This window comes from Roseateles aquatilis, from assembly GCF_002205645.1.
Taxonomy (GTDB): Bacteria; Pseudomonadota; Gammaproteobacteria; order Burkholderiales; family Burkholderiaceae_C; genus Roseateles; species Roseateles aquatilis.
The window spans coordinates 1,196,516-1,218,255 of the sequence record NZ_NIOF01000001.1; the positions used below are offsets into that span (position 1 = coordinate 1,196,516).

The window sequence follows — 21,740 nt, forward strand, 5'->3', positions numbered from 1 at the left end:
GCGTTGTCCGCCGCATGTCGCGGCGCTGGCGGTCGCGTCCCGCATCGACAGGGAGATGACCATGAACGACCCGAGACCCCATGGCGCGGCCATGGACAGCGGCGCGCACGCCGGCGCCACGGCCGGTTTGACGATGGAGACGGTATCCCAGCTCCGGCTGGAGGCGCTGATGTCCGAGTTGACCCGGCGCGTGATGGTGGTGCAGCCGAACGCGATCGACCACCTCGTGCAGCGCGGCGTGCTGGCGCCGCTCGCCCGCGACGGCTGCTGCAAGCCGGACGGCGGCACCTGCTGCCCCAACGCCAAACGCCTGGGCGCCAACGGCCCGGGGCCCGTGATCAACCCGGGCCTGCCCGGGCCCACGCTGCGCTGAGCGTCGCGCCATGATCGCCAACGCCGCGCTGCGCGAGGCCTTCCTCGACGACCCGATGCAGCACTACTTCGCGTGCAAGCTGGCGGGCGTCGAGGCGCACGAGCGGCTCGCCCGCATCGAGGAGACGCTCAAGTTCCTCTTCATCGCCTCCGAATGCACCGGATCCATCCCGGTCACGAAGGAGATCGACGAGGTCTGGCACCTCTGGATCCTGCAGACCCGCGAGTACATGGCGCTGTGCGGGCGCCTGCCCTCGGCCGCCTATATCCATCACAGCAGCAACGACTACCTGCGCTGGTCCGACCCCTTCGTCGGCGAATCCCAGCCGCTGCGCGAGGACGTGCGCATGCTCGCGCTCTATGTCCGCAACTTCGGACCGTTCCGGGAGGACCGGGTCCGCTACTGGCTGCTGCCCTCGCATCTGGTCGGACGACGCGGCTGGAGTGTCGCGACGCTGAACGAATGGCTGGTGCTCGGCGCCTTCGACTGCGTGACCGACCGGGGCGCGACGGCCGCGCCGCACACCCCCGAGGTAGCGATCGTGTAAGAGCTGTTTCAGCAACCCCGCCGCGCGCGGGGCATCATCAAAGCTTCATCTGTCAGGACCTACGCTGCGATCGCCTCACGGATTCATGACACACGCCTCACGCGTGCTTGACGAATCGAGGCGCCCGCCGCATCGCCCGCAGTCCGGCGATGCCGTCCCGTTCGACCCATTCGACCGCTCGGCCCGTTCGACCCCTCCACCGCTCAACCCGCGCGGTCGAACCGCCCGACCGAAGGAAAGTCCCGCATGAAGCTGCTTCGCAACATCCTCTTGTCCGCCACGACCCTCGCCATGGCGGCCACCGTCACCGCCGCCGTGGTGCTGCCGATGTCCGCCTTCGCCCATGACGCCAGCCAGGCCCGCTCCCGCGAGCCGCTGCTGATCGCGCATCGCGGCGCCAGCGGCTACGTGCCCGAGCACACGCTGGCCGCCTACTGGCTGGCCATCGAGCAAGGCGCCGACTACGTCGAGCCCGACCTGGTCCTGACCAAGGACGGCGTCCTTGTGGCGCGGCATGAAAACGCGATCGCGATCCTGAACGCCGACGGCTCGGTGCGCGAAGCCACCACCGACGTCGCCGAGCGGCCCGAGTTCGCGTCCCGCAAGACGACCAAGACCATCGACGGCACGGCCGTCACCGGCTGGTTCACCGAGGACTTCACGCTGGCGGAGCTCAAGACGCTGCGCGCCCGCGAGCGCATCCCGCAGATCCGGCCGGCCAACGCGCGCTTCAATGACATGTTCGAGATCCCCACCTTCGAGGAGGTGCTGCAGTTGGTTCAGCAGGCCAACGAGCGCCGCCGCGAGGCCGCGCGCCGCAATGACGGACGCGACGACCGCCATGGCCACGGCGGCCATGGCAACGGCAAGCCCAAGCCGATCGGCGTCTATCCGGAAACCAAGCACCCGAGCTACTTCGCCGGCATCGGCAAGCCGCTGGAGGAACCGCTGGTGCGCCTGCTCGACCGCTACGGTTATCGCGGCGCCGACGCACCGGTCTTCATCCAGTCGTTCGAGGTCGGCAACCTGCGCAAGCTGCGGCGCATGACGCGCGTGCCGCTGGTGCAGTTGCTCAACGGCTCGGGCCGGCCTTACGACTTCGTGCTGAGCGGCGACCCCCGCGGCTACGCGGACCTGGCCAAGCCCGCCGGCCTGGCGGAGATCTCCGGCTATGCGCAAGGCATCGGCGCCAACACCAACCTCATGATCCCGCTGGTGGCCGGCCGCCTGGGCACGCCGACGACGCTGGTCAGGGACGCGCACGCCGCCGGCCTGATCGTGCACGGCTGGACCTTCCGCGCGGAGAACGCCTTCCTGCCCGACGATTTCGACAGCAGCGCCGATCCCACCGCGCACGGCGACCTGGCCGGGCAGATCCACGCGTTCCTGAAGCTCGGCATGGACGGGCTGTTCAGCGACCAGTCGTTCCTGGCGCGCAAGGCCATCGACGCATATCGCGCCAAGCCCTGAACGCGGCGGGCGGGCAGGCGTCCGCCCTGCCCGCCGGGCCGGGCCCGGCCGGAATCCGCCTTCGGCGGACCTAGGGCCACTTCGGACCTGCGCGGGTCCGTTCGAGGGCCTTCACGGCTGGCGCAGCGCCAGCTCGAAGTGCATGCCGTCCGGCCCGCCGTTGCGGAAGTCCCCGCCCCATGCGAAGCCGTGCTTGTTGAAGATCGGCACGAGGTCCAGCACCGAGCCGGGCGCGCCCTCGGGCGCGGGTGTGTTGCCCTGCTTGTTCTGATCCGCGTTGAGGTCGATCGCGATGCCCCAGGTGTGGCTGCTCAAGCGGTTGACGGGGTTCCAGCCGATGTGGCGTTCGACGACGGTGCCGTTGCAGCGCAGGATCTGGTCGGCCAGGCCCGGCGTCGCGTCGATCTCCTGGAGCACCGCTTCCAGGTGCGGACGCACGCGCTGGTGGATCCTCAGGCCGGCCGGGAACTTGCCGGCCAGCGAGGCCGGCACGGTCAGCGCCTCCAGCACGCGCTGCGGTCCGCCGGGCTTGCCCTCCGCGACGACCTTCACCGTGCCCGCCTGCGCGCCCGCGTCGGTGTTCTCCACGGTGGCGATGTCGCCGTAGAGATCGCGGATTTCCTGTTCCGTCAGCGGGGCGATCGAGCCGTCGCTGCGCACCGGCGTGGCGCCGCGCGCCAGCGGCGCGGTCGGCACCGGCGGTTGCGCCGGGGGCGGCGCGGTGCCGCGCAGCAGGCGGTCGATCTGCGGGCCGGTCAGCACGCCGTCGGCCGGCGTCTGCTTCTGGGCGTCCTGCCACTGCGCGATGCGCTTGCGGGTCTCCGTGTCGAGGCGGCGTGTGATCAGCGCCGCCGGCATGTTCAGGCCATTGCGCTGGAGGCGGTCGATGTCGTCGGCGGTCAGGGTGCGCTCGGCCTCGGAGAGCGTGTCCGACGAACCGCCATTGAGGCCGCCGTCGCCCCCCGCGGGCGGCGCCACTGGCGCGGGCTGCGCCAGCATGCCGCCGCCCGGCCCGTTGGCGTTGCCGCCTCCCGGCGCCGGCGCGGCATTGCCGCCCTGGGCGCCGTCGGCCGGTCGGGACCCGCTGCCGCGCAGCTGGATCAGCCGGCCCAGCATGTCAAACCAGAACGGCGCCCCCAACACCGACGCAAGTCCGATCACGAGCCAGCCCAGCACCAGCAACACGCGATTGCATGGGACCTCGCCCTTGACGCATTGCAGGAAGACCTCACCGGCGCTGATCGGCGTCGTCCTCAGCGCCGCGGCGGCCACGCGCCATTCCGCCGTCAGCTTGAGATCGAGCGCGCCACGCGCGCCCTCCTGCCGCAACAACGCATCCAGCGCCTCGCAGCCCTTCGAGCCGGGCTTGGGCTTGTCGGCCTTGCAGGCCTCCAGCGCGCCTTGCAGCGCCGCGCGATCCTGCTGGGCGATCTTCACGCGCAGGTCGCTGCGCACCTGATCCGGCGTGCGGGCGTCGCCAGACGTCCTGGCGCAGCGGCCCTCGTCACAGCCCGGCAGGTTCTCAAGATGCCATCCCACCGGCAGCCCACCGTCGCCGAGCGAGCGCACGCCCTCGATGCGCTCGCACAGCGCGCGTGCCTCGGGCGTCGTGGCCGAGCGGCAGCGTTGGCCGGAAGGGGCCGGCAGGGCCCGCACCAGCAGGTCCGCGCGCTCGGTCAGCAGCGCGGCGCGCGCCTCGCGCGCCGCCTGCTCGACGGCGGTCAGGCGGCTCTGGCTGGAGAGGTCCAGCAGCCGCTGCAGTTCCTCGTCGACCAGCAGCGAGAACTCCAGCAACTGCTCCGGCACGCTGTCGTCGGCGATGCTCGCGCGGCGGCGGCGGATCAGCTCCCGCAGCTCTGTCTCGGCGCGGGCCAGCTTGGCCAGGCGGTCCAGGCTGTCGCGGTCCTTGCCCTGCGCGCCGTCCAGTTCCTCGCGCAGCCGGCTCATGGCCGCGTCGACCCGCGCGGCCGAGGCCGTCGTCGGTTGCGCGGCCGTGGACGCGGTTGCCGGCGCGGACGCGGCCGGCGGCAGCGCCTTCAAGACACGCTGCAGCGTCTCGGGATCCGGGCTCGAGGCCGCCTGCGCGGCCTTGTAGGCCTCGCTGGCCGATTCCGCCATGGCCACGGTCGCGCGGCGCAACGGCTCCTCGTTCCAGAGCCGCTGCGCGATGACGAACGGATTGACGTTGAAGGTCGCCGCGATCAGGAAACCGAAAGCCGCCAGGCGCATCTGATTCCAGCGCTTGTACCAACCGATCGAGCGTTCGCCGATGCTGTCGAACCAGGCCACCAACCGGCGCTCGTAGGCCGGCCAGTCGCTGTCGACGCCCTGCGCCAGCGTGTCCAGCGATCGCAGCAGCTCCGGCGGCGGCGCCGCGGCCCCCGCGGGCGCGGGCGCCGCCTGCAGGCTCGCCATCAGCAGCCGGGGCGAGTCCGGACGCGTGCCGCCGGGCGTGGCCTTGGCCAGCAGGTCCAGCAGCACCGACACGACCAGATCGCCCGACAGGTAGGACGGCTTGCCCTGCTCGCCCTCCCGGCCCTGCGATTGCGACACCATCAGCGGATGGTCCAGCAGCGCCTGCGTGAACGGCGTCGCGCGGCGTTGCGGGAACAGTCCGTGCCAGCCGCCCTTGCCCGGATCGTCCGCCAGCATCGAGCGCAACGCCCGCTCCAGGTTGGCGCCACGCCGTCCGCGCACCGACGCCCAGATCTCGGTGACGGTGGTGACCAGCAGGCTGGTCAGCGCGAAGACCAGCACCAGCCCGATGCAGACCTCGATGAAACGCATGTCCATGATGTCGATGCCTTGTGTGCCTCGGGTCCGGGGCCGTCAGCCCACGTCCTTGAAGAAAAGGTGGTTGCCGATGTCCGCGACCGGTTGCCGTCCTGCCGCCCAGTTGGGCCAGGTCGGCATCCGGCGATCGAAGTAATGCGTGGCGCCGTGGGTGGGATCGTCCCGGATGCGCTGCGGGTCGTCGGCCTTGATGGCCACGAAACCGGCGGCAAGGTCGCTGGCCTCGGCGAATTGCGGATCGGCCGTCGTCACGCGCAGCATCTTGGGCAGGTTCGGGTCATCGGCGTTCCAGCAACTGAACTGGCGGTCGTGACGGCAGACGCTCTCCACGTCGTAGCCCCACCAGCGCGCGCCGAGCACGCGGTTCAGCACCACATGGCCCACGGCGGCCATGCCCGGGGGGCGCTCGCCGCGCGCCTCGCCCCACATCGTGCGGGCCAGCGTCAACGCCGCGGCGGCATCGACGGCGGCCGCCCTCGGCGCGCTCGCCAGCGGGGCGGGCGCTGCGACGGGGAGCGCGGGCGCCGGCGCGCCGCGGTCCTCCGGGCGCAACGCATCGTGGCGCAGCACCAGGTCCGCCTTGGCCCAGGCCAGGATGCGCCGGATCGGCGTCATCACCGCCACCGCCCCGGCGTCGTCGGGCGCGAAGCCGGACACCACGCCCACCAGCTCGTCCTTGAGGTTCCAGACCGCGGCGCCGCTGTCGCCGGGCATCAGGTTCTGGACGTCGAAGAGCGCCGCGTCGAGCAGGTCGTAGCGCAGGTTCTCCGGCCCAGCCTGCATCGGCACGACGTCCTGCATCCGGACCATGCGCGCGGGCAGCCGGTGCTGGCGCGCCAGCACGCGCAGGTCCTCGCCCGGCTGCGGATCGGCCCAGCCCAGCGGCCAGGCCATGTCGGCCGCCAGCGGTTCCACGGCCTGTGCGGCCAACTGGATCAGGCCCGCGTCCATCGGCACCGAACGGTCGTCCTGCCCGAAGTAAGGCAGCCAGTTGTACAGCCGACCGGCCACCGCCGTGCCGGCCGAATTCTTCAGCGCGCAGCCGTCGTCGACACGCGCCCGCGCGTCCTCGCTGACCACATGCCCGGCGGTCAGTCCCAGCAGTTCGTCGGGCCTGTCGGCCGGCCGCAGCAGCGCGGCCAGCGTGCCGGTGCAGTAGCCCTGCGCCTGGTTCACCGTGCTGACCCAGGCCAGCGCGCGACCGACGGACCGCGGTGTCATGGCTTGCAACTCCCCAGCACCAGTTTCGACAGCGAGGTGCCGGACAGCTGACCCTGGCCCGGGTCGTCGGGCAGGATGTCCTTGTTGTGGCAATCGCTCAGCGCCTGATTGACCAGCTGCGTCGCGTTGCCTGCCTTGGGATCGATGCCCAGCATCGGCGCGATGCGCAGCCGCAGCGCGTCGTCGATCAGGACGGAAGGCTCCACCTTGGCCGGGTCCGTGCCGGCCCCGGCGACCGCGACCGGACGCGCCATGCCCGGCACGGTGCAGCCCTCCAGCGACCGCGACCGGGCCTGCCGGACCTGCATCCGGGCGAGCGTGTTCTGCAGCTGGCGCACATGTGTCGCGGTGGTGTCGATGCGGCTGCGCGTGTCGAGGAACTCGTCGCGATCGCTGCCCCGCAGCCGCTGCGTGTCACCCGCCGCGCCCGGGATCTTGCCGTTGGAGCTGGTGGCCTGGCCGACCGACGTGGCGGCCGGCGGCTTCGTCAGCTTGGGGACCGAGATCAGCCCCATGCCGATCTCGGCGCTGCTGGCGGCGGCAGCCTTGATGGCGACGACGTTGGGTTGGGTCTGGGCGGCCTCCCGGGCGACCGCCTCCTCGATCGCGCGCGTGCGGCCGCGCAGCTCGGAGCCCGCCAGCGACATCTGGCCGGCGTAACCCGCCGCGGCCGTCAACTGGCTGTCGAGGTTGGTGCGCAGCGTCTTGGCGTAACTCAGGTAGGCGACGACCTCGGGGTCGGCCGGGATCGAAGACTCGGTGCGGGTCGCCGCGGTGCAGCGCTTGGCGCGCGCCGCCTCCAGGTCGGCGCAGCGCCGCTGGTAGCGGGCGATGTCGCCCGCGTCGGACGACTGGATCGCGCCGCAGGCGATCGCCGGCTTGTTGCAGTCGGAGGCGGGTCCACCCGACACCTTCTCCACCGTCTTCGGCTTCGCCCATTGCTCCAGCAGCAGGATGTCGACGTTGAGGGGGTCGGCGTCGAGCTGGACCTCGTCGATCAGGCCCGGCAGGCTGGGCTCGTTCAGCGCGACGCTCGATCCGATCGCGCACTCCAGCGCCAGCACGCCGGCGCGGAAGGCGGGCGCGCGCTCCGGCGGCACCAGCGTGGTCCCGGCGACGTACAGGCCGCCCAGCAGTGCCGCGAGCCCGCCGATGTCGCGCGAGTTGGGGTGGCTCATCGCCTTAATGCCGCCCACGGTGCCCAGGCCGAGCATCGTCGCGCTCAGCCCGGTGTTGGAGTTGGCCAGCGACTGCACCACGGCCGCGTATTGCTTCTGCAGGAAGCGGGCGTTGGCGATGGCGTCGTCCAGGCTCTCTTCCTTCACCGGCGGTCTGGCGGCGGCGGCCGGCGCGCGCGGCGCGCCCGTGCCCGCCTCGTCCACGCCGCCCGAGGACGCGGTCGTTGCCGCCGTCGGCGGCGCGATGTCCGGCGCGTAGTACTGCGGCGCCAGGGCCGCGCATCCGACCAGCACGATCGCGGCGGCCAGCGCCGTCAGCCTCGCATGGCCGCTGCTTCTCATGGCAGATTCCTTCATGACGCCCCCGCAAGAGATGACGCGGGTTCCCTCCACCTTCGCATTCCAGCGAAAAGCCCGGGGCCGGTCATCCTCAAACTTGCGGACAGTAGACTCGGCCCCGATCCCCCAACGCCGCCCGATGGAGCCCTGCCCGATGTCGTCGTCCCCTCTCCTGTTGCCGCCCCCGCCCGAGCTCCACGGCGTCGACCAGGTCGTCGCCGACCCGCTGCGCTTCAAGGCCAGGCTGGCCATCGGCGAGGCCGCCTACGCCTCGCTGCGGATGATCAACCGCGGGCGCGAGGTCTGGGACGTGCTGGGCGCCGCGGGCGCGGGCGCGGCGGTGGCCAAGACCGGCATGGTGGCGTCGCTGCTCGGCGCCTCGGCCACGCCGATCGGCTGGGTGGCGCTGGCGGCGCTGGCCTCGGGCGGGGCCTGCTACGGCATGTACCGACTGCTCAGCGCGACCAAGGGCGACCGCGTCATCGAGATCCCCAAGTACCTGAACACCCCGCTGGACACGCTGGGGCTGGCGCTGTTCGACCTGATCGCGCCGCTGTCGTTGCGGCTGGCCGCGGTGGACGGCGCCATCGAGGACGCCGAGCGCCGCTACCTGATCGACCACCTGGTGGCCGACTGGGGCCTGAGCCGCCCGTTCGTCGAGCAGTCGGTCGCCATCGTGGAAGCGCGCCTGGGCGGCAGCGAGCTCGAGGCGATGGCTGCCGAGGGCGCGGAGTTCCTGCACCTGAACCCGGACTGCAACCACCCCGCCATCGCCAAGGACCTGGGCGTCTTCATGCGCGGCATGCTGGAGGCCGGCGGTCCGCTGACGCCGCAGGAGACGCAGGCGCTGGAGACGGTGGTGCGGCTGCTCGCGACCGCGCCCCCGGGCGAGCTGTCCAAGCGCTGGAACCAGACGGTGAGTTATGCCGGCGGCGCCGCGGGGCAGGTCAAGAGCGCCATCGCCGACGCGGCGGACTGGACGCAGGAGCGGCTGCCCAGCGCCGACCAGATCCGCGCCACCACGGCCGTCGCCGCGACGCAGGCCTGGGACACCGCGCGCAAGGCCGCCGACTGGACGCAGGAGCGGCTGCCGTCGCTCGACCAGGTCCGCGCCCAGGCCGACGAGACCGCCGCGCAGGCGGTCGACGCGGCGAAGAAGGCAGCCACCTGGACCCAGGAGCGCCTGCCCAGCGCCGAGCAGGTCAAGACCACCACCGCGGAGGCCGCCACGCAGGCGATGGGCGCGGCGAAGAAGGGCTTCGCGTGGGCGAGAAACCTGTCGACCCGCGCCGCGGAGTCCACCGGCGCCGACAAGCTGCTGCGGCGGGACGACGAGCCGCGCAAGGACTGACCCCGGGTTCAAGCTCAAGGCCCCAGGCGCCACGCACCGGGTGCCGGGCACCGGGTGCCGGGCGCCGGGCGCCGGGCGCCGGGCGCCGATCATCCGGCCCCAAGGCTGGTCGCCGGTCAGCGCGCGTGTCAGTCCAGCTCTTTCCTGGTCTCGTGCTGCAGCAGCGTCAGCCCGATCAGCCGTGAGACGACCACGGCCACGTACATCACGCCGACAAACATCTCGATCGTCGTCACCGCGCGGGCGAGCGGCTTCACCGGGATCACATCGCCGATGCCGGTGCTGGACAGCAGCGCGAAGCTCAGGAAGACCAGCTCGGTCCAGGTGCGCGGGTCCTGCGGGTTCACCGCCGCCGAGAAGCTGCCCGGGTACAGCGCCTGCACCACCACGAACACGTAGGCGAAGGCCCAGGCCAGCAGCGTGAAGGTGGCGCCGGCCGCGAAGAGCTCGTCGGTCGTGGCGTGCCAGTCGCTCATCATGTAGGCGATCAGGCTGCCGGCGGCGTAGAAGTAGAACAGCGCCTCCAGCGCCGCGGACCAGGGCAGCAGCCAGGGCATGCCCCACACCCCTTGCAACAGCAGCAGCACGACGGCCGGCAGCGCGATCGTCGCGCTGAGCCAGGTCAGCCCCGGGGTGCTGCGCACCATGCGCGTCGTGAAGATCAGCACCACGATGCCGAACGCGCCCAGCGCCAGCGGTGCCGAGCGGCTCGATTCGAACAGCGGGTAGAGCAGCAACCCGGCCAACTGCACCAGCAGCAGGATCGCGGACGGATGGCGTCGGGTGAGCGCGAGATAGCGCAGATAACGGAAATAGCGGAGGGGGCCCATCGCCGCATTCTCACCGCCCGGCGGTGCCTGGCCTGGCCTGGCCTGGCCTGGCCTCGCCTCGCCTCGCCCAACCCAACCCAACCCAACCCAACCCAGCCCAGCCCAGCCCAGCCCAGCCATACCGTGCCATGCCGTGCCGTGCCGTGCCGTGCCGTGCCGTGCCGAACCTACGGCAGCCAGGGATGCGACGGTGCGCGGGACCTGGACGAGCCACGGCCCGACATCGGCATGCGGCGCCGTCCTACGTGCGCTGCCCCACACAGGCGCTCCAATCGCTGCACAACTCACAACCGTTGGAGGACGCCATGGGTGGCATTCGAATCATCGCCGTGATCCTGATCGTCGCGGGCGTGCTGGGGCTCGTCTACGGCGGGTTCTCGTACACGAAGGAGAACACCGCGGCCAAGGTCGGCCCGATCGAGCTGAAGGTCGAGGAGACCAAACGCGTCAACGTCCCGCTGTGGGCCGGCATCGCCGCGATCGTCGGCGGCGGGCTGGTGCTGCTGGGCGCCGCGCGCAAGTAGCAGGCGCTCCGCGCGTCGGCGACCGGACGAGCACGGCGCGCCGGTCGGCGCCGGCATGAAAGGCCGCCGGCTGGCGCCGGAACGGACCGGCCGCGCCGGCCCCCGCCCCGGCCCGGCTCAGCGCCGGCCGAAGTTCATCACCGCCGTGCCGGCGATCGCCATCGTGCCGCCGATAAGCAGAGACGCGTCGACGACCTCGCCCAGCCACAGCGCGGAGAACACCACGCCGAAGACCGGCACCAGCGTGATGTAACCGGACGCCGCGCCGGCGCCCAGCGTCCTGACGCCGTCGAAGTACCAGGCATAGGCCACGGCCGTGGAACCCACCGCCAGCATCACCAGGCACAGCCACGCGTTGGCCGGGCCGTGCAGCACGGTGGTCCAGCCGGCGGCGCCCTCCACCGCGAGGCTGGTCAGCAGCAGCATCGCCGCGCCCAGCGCCGCGGTGACGCCGGTCGTGGTCAACGCATCCACGCCGGCCATGACGCGTCGGCCGATCAGGGTGTAGCCCACCCAGCAGACCACGCAGCCCAGCAGCAGCAGTTCCCCGATGCCGACACGGCCGTCCAGCACATGCCAGGGCTCGCCGCGCGTGATCACCGTGACAGCGCCCACGGCGGCCAGCGCCATGCCCAGGCCGATGACGCGATTGAGCCGCTCGCGGAAGATCCAGGCCGCCAGCAGCATGGTGATCACCGGATTCATCGTCACCACCAGCGCGCCCTTGCCCGCCGGCACGTGTTGCAGCCCCATCATGAAACACGTGGCGTAGCCGTGCACGCCGGTCGCCGCGGCCAGCGTCATCCCGGCCCAGCGCGATGCCGTCCAGCCGCGAAGCGCCGCCAGCCGCCCGGTGCGATGCAGCCAGGCCAGCAGGATCAGGCTGGCCAGCAGGAAGCGGCACGAGGCCGCGGCCAGCGGCGGCATCGCCTGCGCGATCACCCGCCCCCACGGCCAGGACGCGCCCCAGAGCACCGCCATGCCGATCAGGCGCAGATGCGTGGACAGGTGGGAGACCGCCGCCTCGGGGGGCGACGCAGGCTGGGGAGTGGCGCTCATGGGGGAACTATGGCCGCGGCCGGCACACGGCCAGACGACTAATCGCACGCCACCGCGCGTCGTCGCGGAAGTCGGGCATCGAGCCTCCAGGTCCTCACGTCCTCACGTCCTCACGTCCTCACGTCCTCACGTCCTCACGTCCTCACGTCCTCACGTCCTCACGTCCTGAAATCATCGGGTGGGCGCGGCGCCGCACGGCCCGGCGTCAATGCGGATACGCCATCCGCTTCTCCATCCACTTCTGGATCTGCTCGAAGCAGAAGCTCAGCAGCCAGTAGATGCAGGCCGCGGCCAGGTAGAGCGGGAACGGCTGGAAGGTGGTGGAGATCAGCTCCTTGGTGGCGAGCATCAGCTCGGTCACCGCGATCACCGACACCAGCGAGGTGTCCTTGATCAGCGAGATCAGGCTGTTGGAGAGGCTGGGCACGGCGGCGCGCAGCGCCTGCGGGCCGACGATGAAGCGCAGTGTCTGCTGGCGGCTCAGGCCGAGGCTGGTGCCGGCGAGCCACTGGCCCTGCTCCACCGCGCCGATGGCGCCGCGCAGCGTCTCGCTCATGTAAGCGGCGACGTTGAGCGTGAGCGTCAGCACGCCGGCCGCGAGCGGCGAGAACTCGATGCCGATGCTGGGCAGCCCGTAATAGACGATGAACACCTGCACCAGCAGCGGCGTGCCGCGCATCGCGCTGACGTAGACCGCCATCACCGTGTCCAGCACCCGGATCCGCAGCACGCGGATCAGCGTGATCAGTGCCGCCAGCGGCAGCCCGAAGAGCATCGACATCACCGCGAACAGCAGCGTGTAGCCGGTGCCCTTGAGCATCACCGGCCATGCCATCTGGGCGAGCGAAAGCAGCGAGGGAAGGTCCATGGGGGAAAACGGCTCGGGCCTTTCGGCGAAGCGGCCATGTTGCCACCAGAGCACCCACCACACGTCACGGTAGAAGAACCACCGCACTCCCGGCAAAGAATCCCTCGCGTGCCGCGCCGCAAAACCTTCGCATGCCGCGATGGAGAAACCTTCGCATGCGGAGGTGATGGGGGACGGTGGGGCATGGGGTTTTTGCGCAGGCAAAGGCCCCATGCCCCGGCGGCCAACGCGCCGATCTCCGCAGGAGGGGCGCCGATCTCCACAGGAGGGGCGCCGCTCAATACGCCAACGCCCTCACCTTCCCCCGGAACACCCGATAAGAAAACAGCGAATACATCAGGATCACCGGGATCGTCAGCGCGCACCCGACCAGCAGGAAGCTCAGCGACTCATCCGCCGCCGCGGCCTGCCACAGCGTGAGGCGGTCGATGACGACGAACGGATAGAGGCTGTAAGACAAGCCGAAGAAGCTGAGCGTCAACACCACCACCGTCAGGAAGAACGGCAACCAGCACAGCTTGCCGCGCACGCGGTGCGAGTTGAGCAGCCCGCGCACGGCCGCCAGCGCCAGCAGCGCGATCACCGGCAGCGGGGCCAGCGCGATCAGGCCGGGCATGTCGAACCAGCGCTCCCGCACCGTCGGGCTCAGCCAGGGAGACGCGACCGAAACCATCAGCAGCCCTGCCAGCACCACCGGCCAGGCGCGCTTGGCCCATGCGACGGCGCGCTCCTGGAGCGCCGCCTCGGTCTTCATCAGCAGCCACCCCGCGCCCAGCAGCGCGTAGCAGGCGACCAGTGCCACCGCGATGCCCGCCGCGAAGCACCGCGCCGCCGCGCCGTCCTCGAAACCGGTCACGTAGCGCCCCAGCATCCAGCCTTGCGACAGCGCGGCGAGCGCCGAGCCGCCGGCGAAGGCCGCATCCCACCACCGCTTGTGCGCGGGGTCGCCCTTGGCGCGGAAGTCGAAGGCCGCGCCGCGCAGCATCAGGCCCAGCAGCATCAGCAGCACCGGCACGTACAGGGCGGTCAGCACCACGCCCTGCGCCTTCGGGAAGGCGATCAGCAGCAGGCCGACGGCCAGCACCAGCCAGGTCTCGTTGGCGTCCCAGAACGGCCCGATGGACGCGACCATGGGATCGCGGTCCGCCTCCGACGCCATGGCCGACAGCATGCCCACGCCCAGGTCGTAACCGTCCAGCACCACATAGATCAGCAGCGAGAGCCCCATCAGGCCCATGAAGATGACGGGCAGCAGGCCCTCGGTCGCATTCATGCGAAGCTCCTTGAAATCACGGCCGCGGGACCGCCCCGATCGGACGACGGCGTCGAGCCCCCCTGCCCGCCGGGCTCTGCCTGCTCGACCTTCTCCGCCATCCGCTTGATGGCCGCCACGTAGGCGATCAACAGCGCCAGATAGACCGTCGCGTAAGCGGCCAGCGACACGGCCACCATCGATCCGGGGTTGTTCGCCGCCACTTCCTGCGTGCGCAGCACGCCGTAGACGATGAAGGGCTGGCGGCCGATCTCGGTCACGTACCAGCCGGCGACCGTCGCCACCCAGCCGGAGAAGCTCATCAGCGACAAGCCCCACAACCAGCCGCGGGGCAGCAGTGTCCAGCCCGACCGGCGATACAGCCACATGCCGCCCCAGGCGAAGACCAGCATCAGCACGCCCATGCCCACCATCACGCGGAACGCCAGGAACAGCGGTTTCACCGGCGGATGCGCGCCTTCGAATTCATTGAGCCCGCGGATCTCGCCGTCCGCGTCGTGCGTCAGGATCAGGCTGGCCGCGCGCGGAATGCCGATGGCGAAACGGTTCTCCCGCGCCTGCTCGTCGGGCCACGCGAACAGCAACAGCGGCGCGCCGCGCTCCGTCGTCCACACGCCTTCCATCGCGGCGACCTTGGCCGGCTGATGCTTCAGCGTGTTGAGCCCGTGCATGTCGCCAGCCAGGAACTGCAGCGGGACCAGCACGGCGGCCAGCGTCAACCCGACGCGCAGCACGCGCGCCGTCTCCGGCCGCGCGACGCCCTTGAGCATCTGCCAGGCGCTGACACCGCACAGCAGGAACGCGGCGGTCAGCCCCGACGCCAGCAGCTTGTGGGCGAGCCGGTACGGGAAGGACGGATTGAAGACCACCGCCCACCAGTCGACCGCGTGGATCACGCCGTCCCGCACCTCATGCCCGGCGGGCGTCTGCATCCACGAGTTGAGGCTCAGGATCCAGAACGCGCTCAGCGTCGTGCCGAAGGCCACCGTCGCCGTCGCGACGAAGTGCACGCGCGGGCTGACGCGCTCCCGCCCGAACAGCATGATCCCGAGGAAACCGGCCTCCAGGAAGAAGGCCGTCAGCACCTCGTAGCCCAGCAGCGGCCCGGCGATGTTGCCGGCCCGCTCCATGAAACCCGGCCAGTTGGTGCCGAACTGGAAGCTCATCGTCACGCCGCTGACCACGCCCAGCGCGAAGCTCAGCGCGAAGACCTGGGTCCAGAAGCGATAGGCCGCGAGCCATGCGGCATCGCCGCCGCGCCGCCAGCGCCAGAGCATGAAAAGCACGATCCAGCCCAGCGCGATGGTGATCGTCGGGAACAGGATGTGGAAGGTGATGTTGAGCGCGAACTGCATCCGCGCGAGGATCAGCGCGTCCATCTCAGCGCCGCCTCGACAGGGCGCGGCCGATGGCGCCGATGTCCGTGTTCATGGGGTCTCTCCGCGACGATCGCTCAAGCCCGGGCCGCGCCCGGAACGCCTTGCGATGCGTCAACGATGCGCAGTGTTCAGGACTTCATGCGCACGTGGAAGAGACAGATCGTCCTAGGGCGGAACGTCCTAGGACAGATCGCCCTAGGACAAATTGTCCCGGGCTGGCGGGCCGGGCGCGCCACGCGCGGCCCCCTGCGGCCCGCGCGTGACCGGCCGCCGCGGCGCGGCGCTCAGTCCCGCGAGAGCGCGCGGTAGACGGCGCCGCCGAGGATGCCGCCCACGATGGGCGCGACCCAGAAGGCCCACAGCTGCTGCAGTGCCCAGGGCTCGGCGAAGAGCGCGACGCCGGTGCTGCGCGCCGGGTTCACCGACGTGTTGGTGACCGGGATGCTGATCAGGTGGATCAGCGTCAGCGCCAGGCCGATCGCGATCGGCGCGAAGCCCTGCGGCGCGCGCTTGTCCGTGGCGCCCATGATGATGAACAGGAACATCGCCGTCATCACCACCTCGCACAGCAGCGCCGCGCCCATCGCGTAACCGCCGGGCGAGTGCTCGCCGAAGCCGTTGGACGCGAAGCCGCCCACCGTGAAGCCGGGCTTGCCGCTCGCGATCAGGTAGAGCACGCCGCCCGCCAGCGCGCCGCCGATCACCTGCGCCGCGATGTAGGGCAGCAGGCGACGGGTCTCGAAACGCCCACCCGCCCACAGGCCGATGGACACGGCCGGGTTGAGGTGGCAGCCGCTGATGTGCCCGATGGCGAAGGCCATCGTCAACACCGTCAGGCCGAAGGCCAGGGACACGCCCAGCAGCCCGATGCCCAGTTGCGGGAACGCGGCGGCGAGCACGGCGCTGCCGCAGCCGCCGAGCACGAGCCAGAACGTGCCGATCAATTCGGCGAACACTGCTTTCATGGGAGTCCTCCCTTGCTGAGACGCGCTGCGGCGCCGGGTGTCGTGAGCTTCGTTCTTGTCGTGGCCGGCGCTCGTGCGCCGATGCCGGCGGATTCTGGCAGTGACCGGATGACGCGTGCGGCCCTTTACGTCCCTTGACACGGGGGCTCGCGCCGCGCGGTCCGACGTGGCACAAGGACGGGTTGCGCGGCTCACCAGCCGCCGTCCTCCCCCGCGGCGGCCTCGCGGTGCGGCTCGAAACGTTCCGCCAGGAAGTCCACCAGCGCGCGGGTCTTGGCCGGCAGCAGCGCGCGGGTCGGAAAGACCAGGTGGATGTCCGCCGGCGGCAGCGCCCACTCCGCCAGCACCGCGCGCAACCGCCCCGAGCGCAGCATCGGCGCCGCCTCCCACATCGACCGGATCAGCAGGCCGTGGCCGTCCAGGCCCCAGGCGAGCACGCTCTCCCCGTCGTTGGAGGCGAGCGGGCCGCGGACCTTCACGGTGTCCTTGCGCGTGCCCTGCGTGAAGTGCCAGGTACCGAAGGTCTCGTCGTTCTCGCGGATGAAGAGGCAGGCGTGCCGCGCCAGGTCGCGCGGCGACGCCGGCTCCCCGGCGCGCTTCAGGTAGGCCGGCGACGCGCACAGCACGCGCCGGTTGCGCGCCAGCAGCCGCGCCGTGAGCCGCGCGTCCGGCAGGTCGCCGACATGCACCTGCAGGTCCAGGCCCTGCTCGACCAGGTTCACCGGGCGGTCGGTGAGCGCCAGCTGGACCTCGACGTCCGGGTACTTGCGCGCGAACTTCGACAGCGCCGGCGCGATGTGCCTGCGCCCGAAGCCGAAGCTCGCCGCCACCCGCACCAGCCCCTTGGGCACCGCGTGCTGCCCGGCGACGCTGCGCTCCAGCGCCTCCAGGTCCTCCAGCACGCGGGCGCCGTCGACGAGGTAGGTCTCGCCCTCCGGCGTGAGGCCGATGCGCCGCGTCGTGCGCTGCAGCAGGCGCACGCCCAGCCGCCGCTCGATCGCCGCCAGCCGCTTGCTCACCGCCGGCGGCGTCACGCCCAGTTGCTGCGCGGCCGCCGCCAGGCTGTCGTGCTTGACCAGCAGCGCGAAGAAGGCCAGATCCGAGAAGCCGTCCATTGGTAACTCCGGAGAACGAAAGAACTGCCGATCCGGAAATTATGCGATCTCGATTCACTTTCAGAATCACGACCATCCCCAGGGAAAGTCGGCATGACGCCCAGCGGCCGCCGCGGCGGGCCATGCCGACAGTCCCCAGCCGATCGCCAGGAACCCCCATGCCAAACGCCCCAGAGATCGCCGGCAGCGCCGCCAACGCCGCGAGCGTCACGCGCGCGGACGAAGCGCCGACGCCGGCCCGTGCCGCGCCGTCGCCCGAGGTCGTCTCCGACGACCTCGCCGCGTTGCTGCCCGGCTTCACGCACGGCAGCGTCGCCACCGCCGAGGGCGTACGCATCCATGTCTCCACCGCCGGCACCGGGCCCGCCCTGCTCTTGCTGCACGGCCATCCGCAGACGCGCGCCATCTGGCACCAGGTCGCGCCGCGACTCGCGGAGCGCTTCACCGTCGTCGCGGCGGACCTGCGCGGCTACGGCGACTCTTCCAAACCGGACGGCGATGCCGGGCATGCCGCCTACAGCAAGCGCACGATGGCGGCGGACATGCTGCGCGTGATGCGCGCGCTGGGCCATGCGCGCTTCGACGTGCTGGCGCACGACCGCGGTGCCCGCGTCGCGCATCGGCTGGCGATGGACGCGCCCGAGGCGGTGCGTCGCCTGGCGTTGCTGGACATCGCCCCGACGCTGGACATGTACGAGGGCACCGGCGGCGACTTCGCCCGCGCCTACTGGCACTGGTTCTTCCTGATCCAGCCGGCCCCGCTGCCCGAGCGCCTGCTGGCCGCCGATCCGGCCGCCTACGTGCGCGACGTGATGGGCCGCCGCAGCGCCGGCCTCGCGCCCTTCGACCCGCGCGCGCTGGCCGAGTACCAGCGCTGCCTGGCCCTGCCCGGCACCGCGCACGGCCTCTGCGAAGACTACCGCGCCAGCGCCGGGATCGACCTGGTGCACGACCGGCTCGATCGCGCCGCGGGCCGCACGCTGACGATGCCGCTGCTGGTGCTGTGGGGCGCGCAAGGCGTCGTGCACCGCTGCTTCGAGCCGCTGATGCTGTGGCGCCGCGTCGCCGACGACGTCCGCGGCGAGGCGCTGCCCTGCGGCCATTACCTGCCCGAGGAAGCGCCGCAACCGGTGCTCGATCGCGTGCTGCCCTTCTTCGCCTGAAAGGTCGAACGATGAGTCCTTCCCACCCCTCCCCGTCAACCGCCGGTTCCGGCGCCGCGCCTGGCGCGGCGTCCGATGAGGCATCCGATACCGCGCGCCAGGCGGAGGACGCGCGTCGGCAGGCGCCGCGCAGCCTCTACCGCAAGCTCGTGGACAGCCACGCCGTCGCCGAGCTCGACGCCGAGAACGTGCTGCTGTTCTGCGACCTGCACCTGATGAACGAGTACACCAGCCCGCAGGCCTTCGCCGGGCTGCACGAGCAGGACCGCGGCGTCGCCATGCCGGGCCAGAACGTCGCGGTGGTGAGCCACATCATCCCGACGCATCCGGTGCCGTCGCGGCTGCGCGTGATCGCCGACGCGGCCTCCGCGCTGCAGGCCACCAACCTCAAGCGCAACTGCGACCGGCACGGCATCCCGCTGTTCGACACCACCGACGCGCTGCAAGGCATCGAGCATGTCGTCGCGCCGGAGCACGGGATGATCCGTCCCGGCATGGTGGTGATCTGCGGCGACAGCCACACCACCACCTACGGCGCGCTGGGCGCGCTGGGTTTCGGCATCGGCACGACCGAGGTCGAGCATGTGCTGGCGACGCAGACGCTGGTCTACCGCGTCGCGAAGGACATGCGCATCCACGTCGACGGCCGGCTGCCGATCGGCACGACGTCCAAGGACCTGGTGCTGGCCATCATCGGCCGCATCGGCGCGCAGGGCGCGCGCGGTTTCGTCGTCGAGTTCCGCGGCGAGGCCATCGCCGCGCTGTCGATCGAGGCGCGCTTCACGCTGTGCAACATGGCGGTCGAGGCCGGCGCGCGCGGCGCGCTGATCGCGCCGGACGCGACGGCGATCGACTACGTGCTCGCGCGCTGCCCCGACATCGCCGGCCCGCATCGGGACGCCGCGCTCGCCCATTGGCGGTCGCTGCGCAGCGACGACGGCGCGGTCTTCGACGTCGAGCATCGCTTCGACGCGAGCGAGGTGGCGCCGCAGGTCACCTGGGGCACCAGTCCCGACCAGGTCGCGGCCGTCGACGCGCGCATCCCCGATCCGTCCGGCATGCCGGACGGCCCCGTCCGCGGCAGCGCCGAACGCGCCCTGCGCTACACGCGCCTGAACGCCGGCGCGCCGCTGGAGGGCACGCCCATCCAGCATGTGTTCATCGGCTCCTGCACCAACGGTCGCATCGAGGATCTTCGCGCCGCGGCGGCCGTGCTGCGCGGCCGGCACGTGGCGGCGGGCGTGCGCGCGATGGTCGTGCCGGGGTCCGGCGCGGTGCGCGCGGCGGCCGAGGCGGAGGGGCTGGACCGTGTCTTCATCGACGCTGGGCTCGAATGGCGCCAGCCGGGATGCTCGATGTGCCTGGCGATGAACGACGACGTGCTGGCCGACGGCGTGCGCTGCGCGTCGACGACCAACCGCAACTTCGAGGGCCGCCAGGGGCGCGGCGCCATCACCCACCTGATGAGCCCGGCGATGGCCGCCGCGGCGGCGGTCACCGGCCGCATCACCGACGTCCGCCGCCTGGAGACCCTGTCATGACACCCGTCCACCGCATCGAGGGCCGCACCGCCGCCCTGCGCATCGAGAACCTCGACACCGACCAGATCATGCCCAAGCAATTCCTGCGCGGCATCGACAAAAACGGCCTGCGCGACGGACTGCTGTACGACCTGCGCTTCGACGCGGCCGGCCGGGCGCGACCGGACTTCGTGCTGAACCGCCCCGACCACGCCGACGTGTCGGTGCTGATCGCCGGCTCCAACTTCGGCTGCGGGTCGAGCCGCGAGCACGCGGTCTGGGGCCTGCAGCAGGCGGGCATCCGCGCCGTGGTGGCGCCGAGCTTCGGCGAGATCTTCTATTCCAACGCGATGGGCAACGGGCTGCTGCTGGTGACGCTGCCGGAGGCGGACGTCCGGCGGCTGATGGCCGAGGCCGACGCGGTGCCCGGCAACGCCGTGAGCATCGATGTCCAGACGCAGACGCTGCGCAGCGGCTCGGGCAGCGTCCAGGCCCGCTTCGACCTGCTCGCGCGGCATCGCCGGATGCTGCTCGACGGGCTGGATGCGATCGGCCTGTCGCTGACCTACCGCGACCGGATCGACGCCTTCGCCCGCGCGCACTGGGCCGCGCAACCGTGGTTGAAGAACGTGGCCGCCAACGCTATCGCGAGCATCGCCGAGCCCCCGCCACGCAGCCGATGACCGCGACGGTCACGCCCAGCATCGCGGCGCTGACCGGCTCCTGCAGCAGCCCGGCCGCCAGCGCGAGCCCGAACAGCGGCTGCAGCAACTGCAGTTGCCCGACCGCCGCGATGCCGCCCTGGGCCAGCCCGCGGTACCAGAAGACGAAGCCGATCAGCATGCTGAACAGCGAGACGTAGGCCAGCCCGGCCCAGGCCGGCGCGCCGACGCCGGCGAAGGTCGCCGGCAGCGTCAGCAGCGCGACGACGAGCATCGGCGGCAACGACAGCACCAGCGCCCAGCAGATCACCTGCCAGCCGCCGAGCGAGCGCGACAGCTTGGCGCCCTCCGCGTAACCGAGCCCGCAGACCAGGATCGCGGCCAGCATCAGCAGGTCGCCGGCCGGCGCCGCCGTCAGGCCCTGCGCGGCGGCGAAGCCGATGACCAGCAGGCTGCCCAGGACGGAAAAGACCCAGAACGCCGCGCGCGGTCGCTCGCCGCCGCGCAGCACGCCGAAGGCGGCGGTGGACAGCGGCAGCATCGCGATGAAGACGATCGAGTGCGCCGACGTCACATGGCGCAGCGCCATCGCGGTCAGCAGCGGGAAGCCAATGACGACCCCCACCGCCACGATGAGCAGCGGCACCGCGTGCGCGCGCGATGGTCGTGGGGCCCTCAGCAGCAACAAGGCGATCAGCGCCACCACACCCGCGATCGACGCGCGGGCGACGGTGAGGAAGAGCGGATCGAAGTCCCGCACCGCCAGCCGCGTGGCCGGCAACGAGCCGCTGAAGATCAGCACGCCGATGAAGCCGTTCAGCCAGCCGCGGGCCGCGGCATCCTTGCCGGCCCCCGCCAGGCCGACACCAGCGGCGCCTCCACGGCCACCGTCGACATCGCCTTCGGCGGCCTTCCCGCCGGCCCTGGCATCGCGATCGCCCGCGACGATCGTGCCGGCAGGAGCGCTCGTGCCGGTCGCCGCCGTGTCGCCGACGGCGACGCCAATGGGGGCGGACTTGGTGACCCTGCTCATCCGGATGCCCTGCTGTCGTGGAGGTGAAGCGGCAGCGTAACCAGTGCCATCAATACAATCAAAAAATTGTCATGCAT

19 protein-coding genes are annotated in these 21,740 nt (G+C 71.5%); 8 read left to right on the plus strand and 11 right to left on the minus strand.

Annotation, left to right across the window (positions count from 1 at the left end; translation table 11 throughout):
• Positions 1–61: 61 nt before the first annotated feature.
• The 3 genes from CDN99_RS05115 (at position 62) to CDN99_RS05125 (ending at position 2,390) form a co-directional block, all read left to right on the plus strand.
• Positions 62–373 carry a hypothetical protein gene (locus CDN99_RS05115; protein ID WP_141100641.1) on the plus strand — a complete coding sequence of 104 codons (312 nt, stop codon included), beginning with the start codon at positions 62–64 and terminating at the stop codon, positions 371–373.
• A gap of 10 nt (positions 374–383) precedes the next feature.
• Positions 384–920, plus strand: coding sequence for a glycine-rich domain-containing protein (locus tag CDN99_RS05120; protein ID WP_088383111.1), 537 nt, complete (start codon positions 384–386; stop codon positions 918–920).
• A 246-nt stretch (positions 921–1,166) separates the two neighbouring features.
• Entirely contained in the window at positions 1,167–2,390 is a 1,224-nt protein-coding gene (locus CDN99_RS05125) for a glycerophosphodiester phosphodiesterase (RefSeq protein WP_088383113.1), read from the plus strand.
• 111 nt (positions 2,391–2,501) lie between these two features.
• Here the strand turns inward: CDN99_RS05125 and CDN99_RS05130 are convergent, their stop codons facing one another.
• Genes CDN99_RS05130 through CDN99_RS05140 form a run of 3 tightly spaced genes read right to left on the minus strand, consistent with a single transcriptional unit; the run spans position 2,502 to position 7,924 of the window.
• The gene (locus CDN99_RS05130; protein ID WP_088383115.1) at positions 2,502–5,183 is read right to left on the minus strand and encodes a M15 family metallopeptidase; all 2,682 of its coding nucleotides are present in this window, start codon (positions 5,181–5,183) and stop codon (positions 2,502–2,504) included.
• Positions 5,184–5,219: 36 nt separating this feature from the next.
• Positions 5,220–6,404, minus strand: coding sequence for a cell wall hydrolase (locus CDN99_RS28080; RefSeq protein WP_141100642.1), 1,185 nt, complete (start codon positions 6,402–6,404; stop codon positions 5,220–5,222).
• On the minus strand, positions 6,401–7,924 hold the full coding sequence (locus CDN99_RS05140; RefSeq protein WP_088383117.1) for a hypothetical protein: 1,524 nt from the start codon (positions 7,922–7,924) through the stop codon (positions 6,401–6,403). Before CDN99_RS05140 ends, CDN99_RS28080 begins: the two co-directional genes overlap by 4 nt.
• A 151-nt stretch (positions 7,925–8,075) precedes the next feature.
• Between CDN99_RS05140 and CDN99_RS05145 the strand changes: the two genes are divergently transcribed.
• Positions 8,076–9,272 carry a hypothetical protein gene (locus tag CDN99_RS05145; RefSeq protein WP_141100643.1) on the plus strand — a complete coding sequence of 399 codons (1,197 nt, stop codon included), beginning with the start codon at positions 8,076–8,078 and terminating at the stop codon, positions 9,270–9,272.
• A gap of 128 nt (positions 9,273–9,400) precedes the next feature.
• On the opposite strand, the gene CDN99_RS05150 is transcribed toward CDN99_RS05145, so the two are convergent.
• The gene (locus CDN99_RS05150) at positions 9,401–10,102 is read right to left on the minus strand and encodes an ion channel (RefSeq protein WP_088383121.1); all 702 of its coding nucleotides are present in this window, start codon (positions 10,100–10,102) and stop codon (positions 9,401–9,403) included.
• A gap of 305 nt (positions 10,103–10,407) precedes the next feature.
• Between CDN99_RS05150 and CDN99_RS05155 the strand changes: the two genes are divergently transcribed.
• Positions 10,408–10,626 carry a hypothetical protein gene (locus CDN99_RS05155; RefSeq protein ID WP_088383123.1) on the plus strand — a complete coding sequence of 73 codons (219 nt, stop codon included), beginning with the start codon at positions 10,408–10,410 and terminating at the stop codon, positions 10,624–10,626.
• Between the two features lie 117 nt (positions 10,627–10,743).
• Here CDN99_RS05155 and CDN99_RS05160 read toward each other — a convergent pair whose 3' ends face one another.
• From CDN99_RS05160 to CDN99_RS05185, 6 genes are all read right to left on the minus strand, one after another.
• Complete coding sequence (locus tag CDN99_RS05160) at positions 10,744–11,685, minus strand: DMT family transporter (protein WP_088383125.1); 942 nt, start codon at positions 11,683–11,685, stop codon at positions 10,744–10,746.
• Between the two features lie 205 nt (positions 11,686–11,890).
• Positions 11,891–12,553 (minus strand): amino acid ABC transporter permease, encoded by a 663-nt coding sequence (locus tag CDN99_RS05165; protein ID WP_088383127.1) that lies wholly within the window; start codon positions 12,551–12,553, stop codon positions 11,891–11,893.
• A 277-nt stretch (positions 12,554–12,830) separates the two neighbouring features.
• Positions 12,831–13,826: a cytochrome d ubiquinol oxidase subunit II gene (locus CDN99_RS05170; protein WP_088383129.1), complete on the minus strand. Its 996-nt coding sequence runs from the start codon at positions 13,824–13,826 to the stop codon at positions 12,831–12,833.
• Positions 13,823–15,205, minus strand: coding sequence for a cytochrome ubiquinol oxidase subunit I (locus CDN99_RS05175; protein WP_088383131.1), 1,383 nt, complete (start codon positions 15,203–15,205; stop codon positions 13,823–13,825). Before CDN99_RS05175 ends, CDN99_RS05170 begins: the two co-directional genes overlap by 4 nt.
• 284 nt (positions 15,206–15,489) lie before the next feature.
• Positions 15,490–16,170, minus strand: a complete 681-nt coding sequence (gene aqpZ, locus CDN99_RS05180; RefSeq protein WP_088383133.1) for an aquaporin Z — start codon at positions 16,168–16,170, stop codon at positions 15,490–15,492.
• A 191-nt stretch (positions 16,171–16,361) separates the two neighbouring features.
• Positions 16,362–17,285, minus strand: coding sequence for a LysR family transcriptional regulator (locus CDN99_RS05185; protein WP_088383135.1), 924 nt, complete (start codon positions 17,283–17,285; stop codon positions 16,362–16,364).
• 158 nt (positions 17,286–17,443) lie between these two features.
• Between CDN99_RS05185 and CDN99_RS05190 the strand changes: the two genes are divergently transcribed.
• The 3 genes from CDN99_RS05190 to leuD are packed head-to-tail and all read left to right on the plus strand — an operon-like array spanning position 17,444 to position 20,651.
• Complete coding sequence (locus CDN99_RS05190; protein WP_088383137.1) at positions 17,444–18,448, plus strand: alpha/beta fold hydrolase; 1,005 nt, start codon at positions 17,444–17,446, stop codon at positions 18,446–18,448.
• A gap of 11 nt (positions 18,449–18,459) precedes the next feature.
• Positions 18,460–19,989, plus strand: coding sequence for a 3-isopropylmalate dehydratase large subunit (gene leuC / locus CDN99_RS05195; protein WP_088383139.1), 1,530 nt, complete (start codon positions 18,460–18,462; stop codon positions 19,987–19,989).
• Positions 19,986–20,651 (plus strand): 3-isopropylmalate dehydratase small subunit, encoded by a 666-nt coding sequence (leuD, locus tag CDN99_RS05200; protein WP_088383141.1) that lies wholly within the window; start codon positions 19,986–19,988, stop codon positions 20,649–20,651. Before leuC ends, leuD begins: the two co-directional genes overlap by 4 nt.
• Here the strand turns inward: leuD and CDN99_RS05205 are convergent.
• Positions 20,611–21,663 (minus strand): DMT family transporter, encoded by a 1,053-nt coding sequence (locus CDN99_RS05205; RefSeq protein WP_088383143.1) that lies wholly within the window; start codon positions 21,661–21,663, stop codon positions 20,611–20,613. The genes leuD and CDN99_RS05205 overlap by 41 nt on opposite strands.
• Between the last annotated feature and the right edge of the window lie 77 nt (positions 21,664–21,740).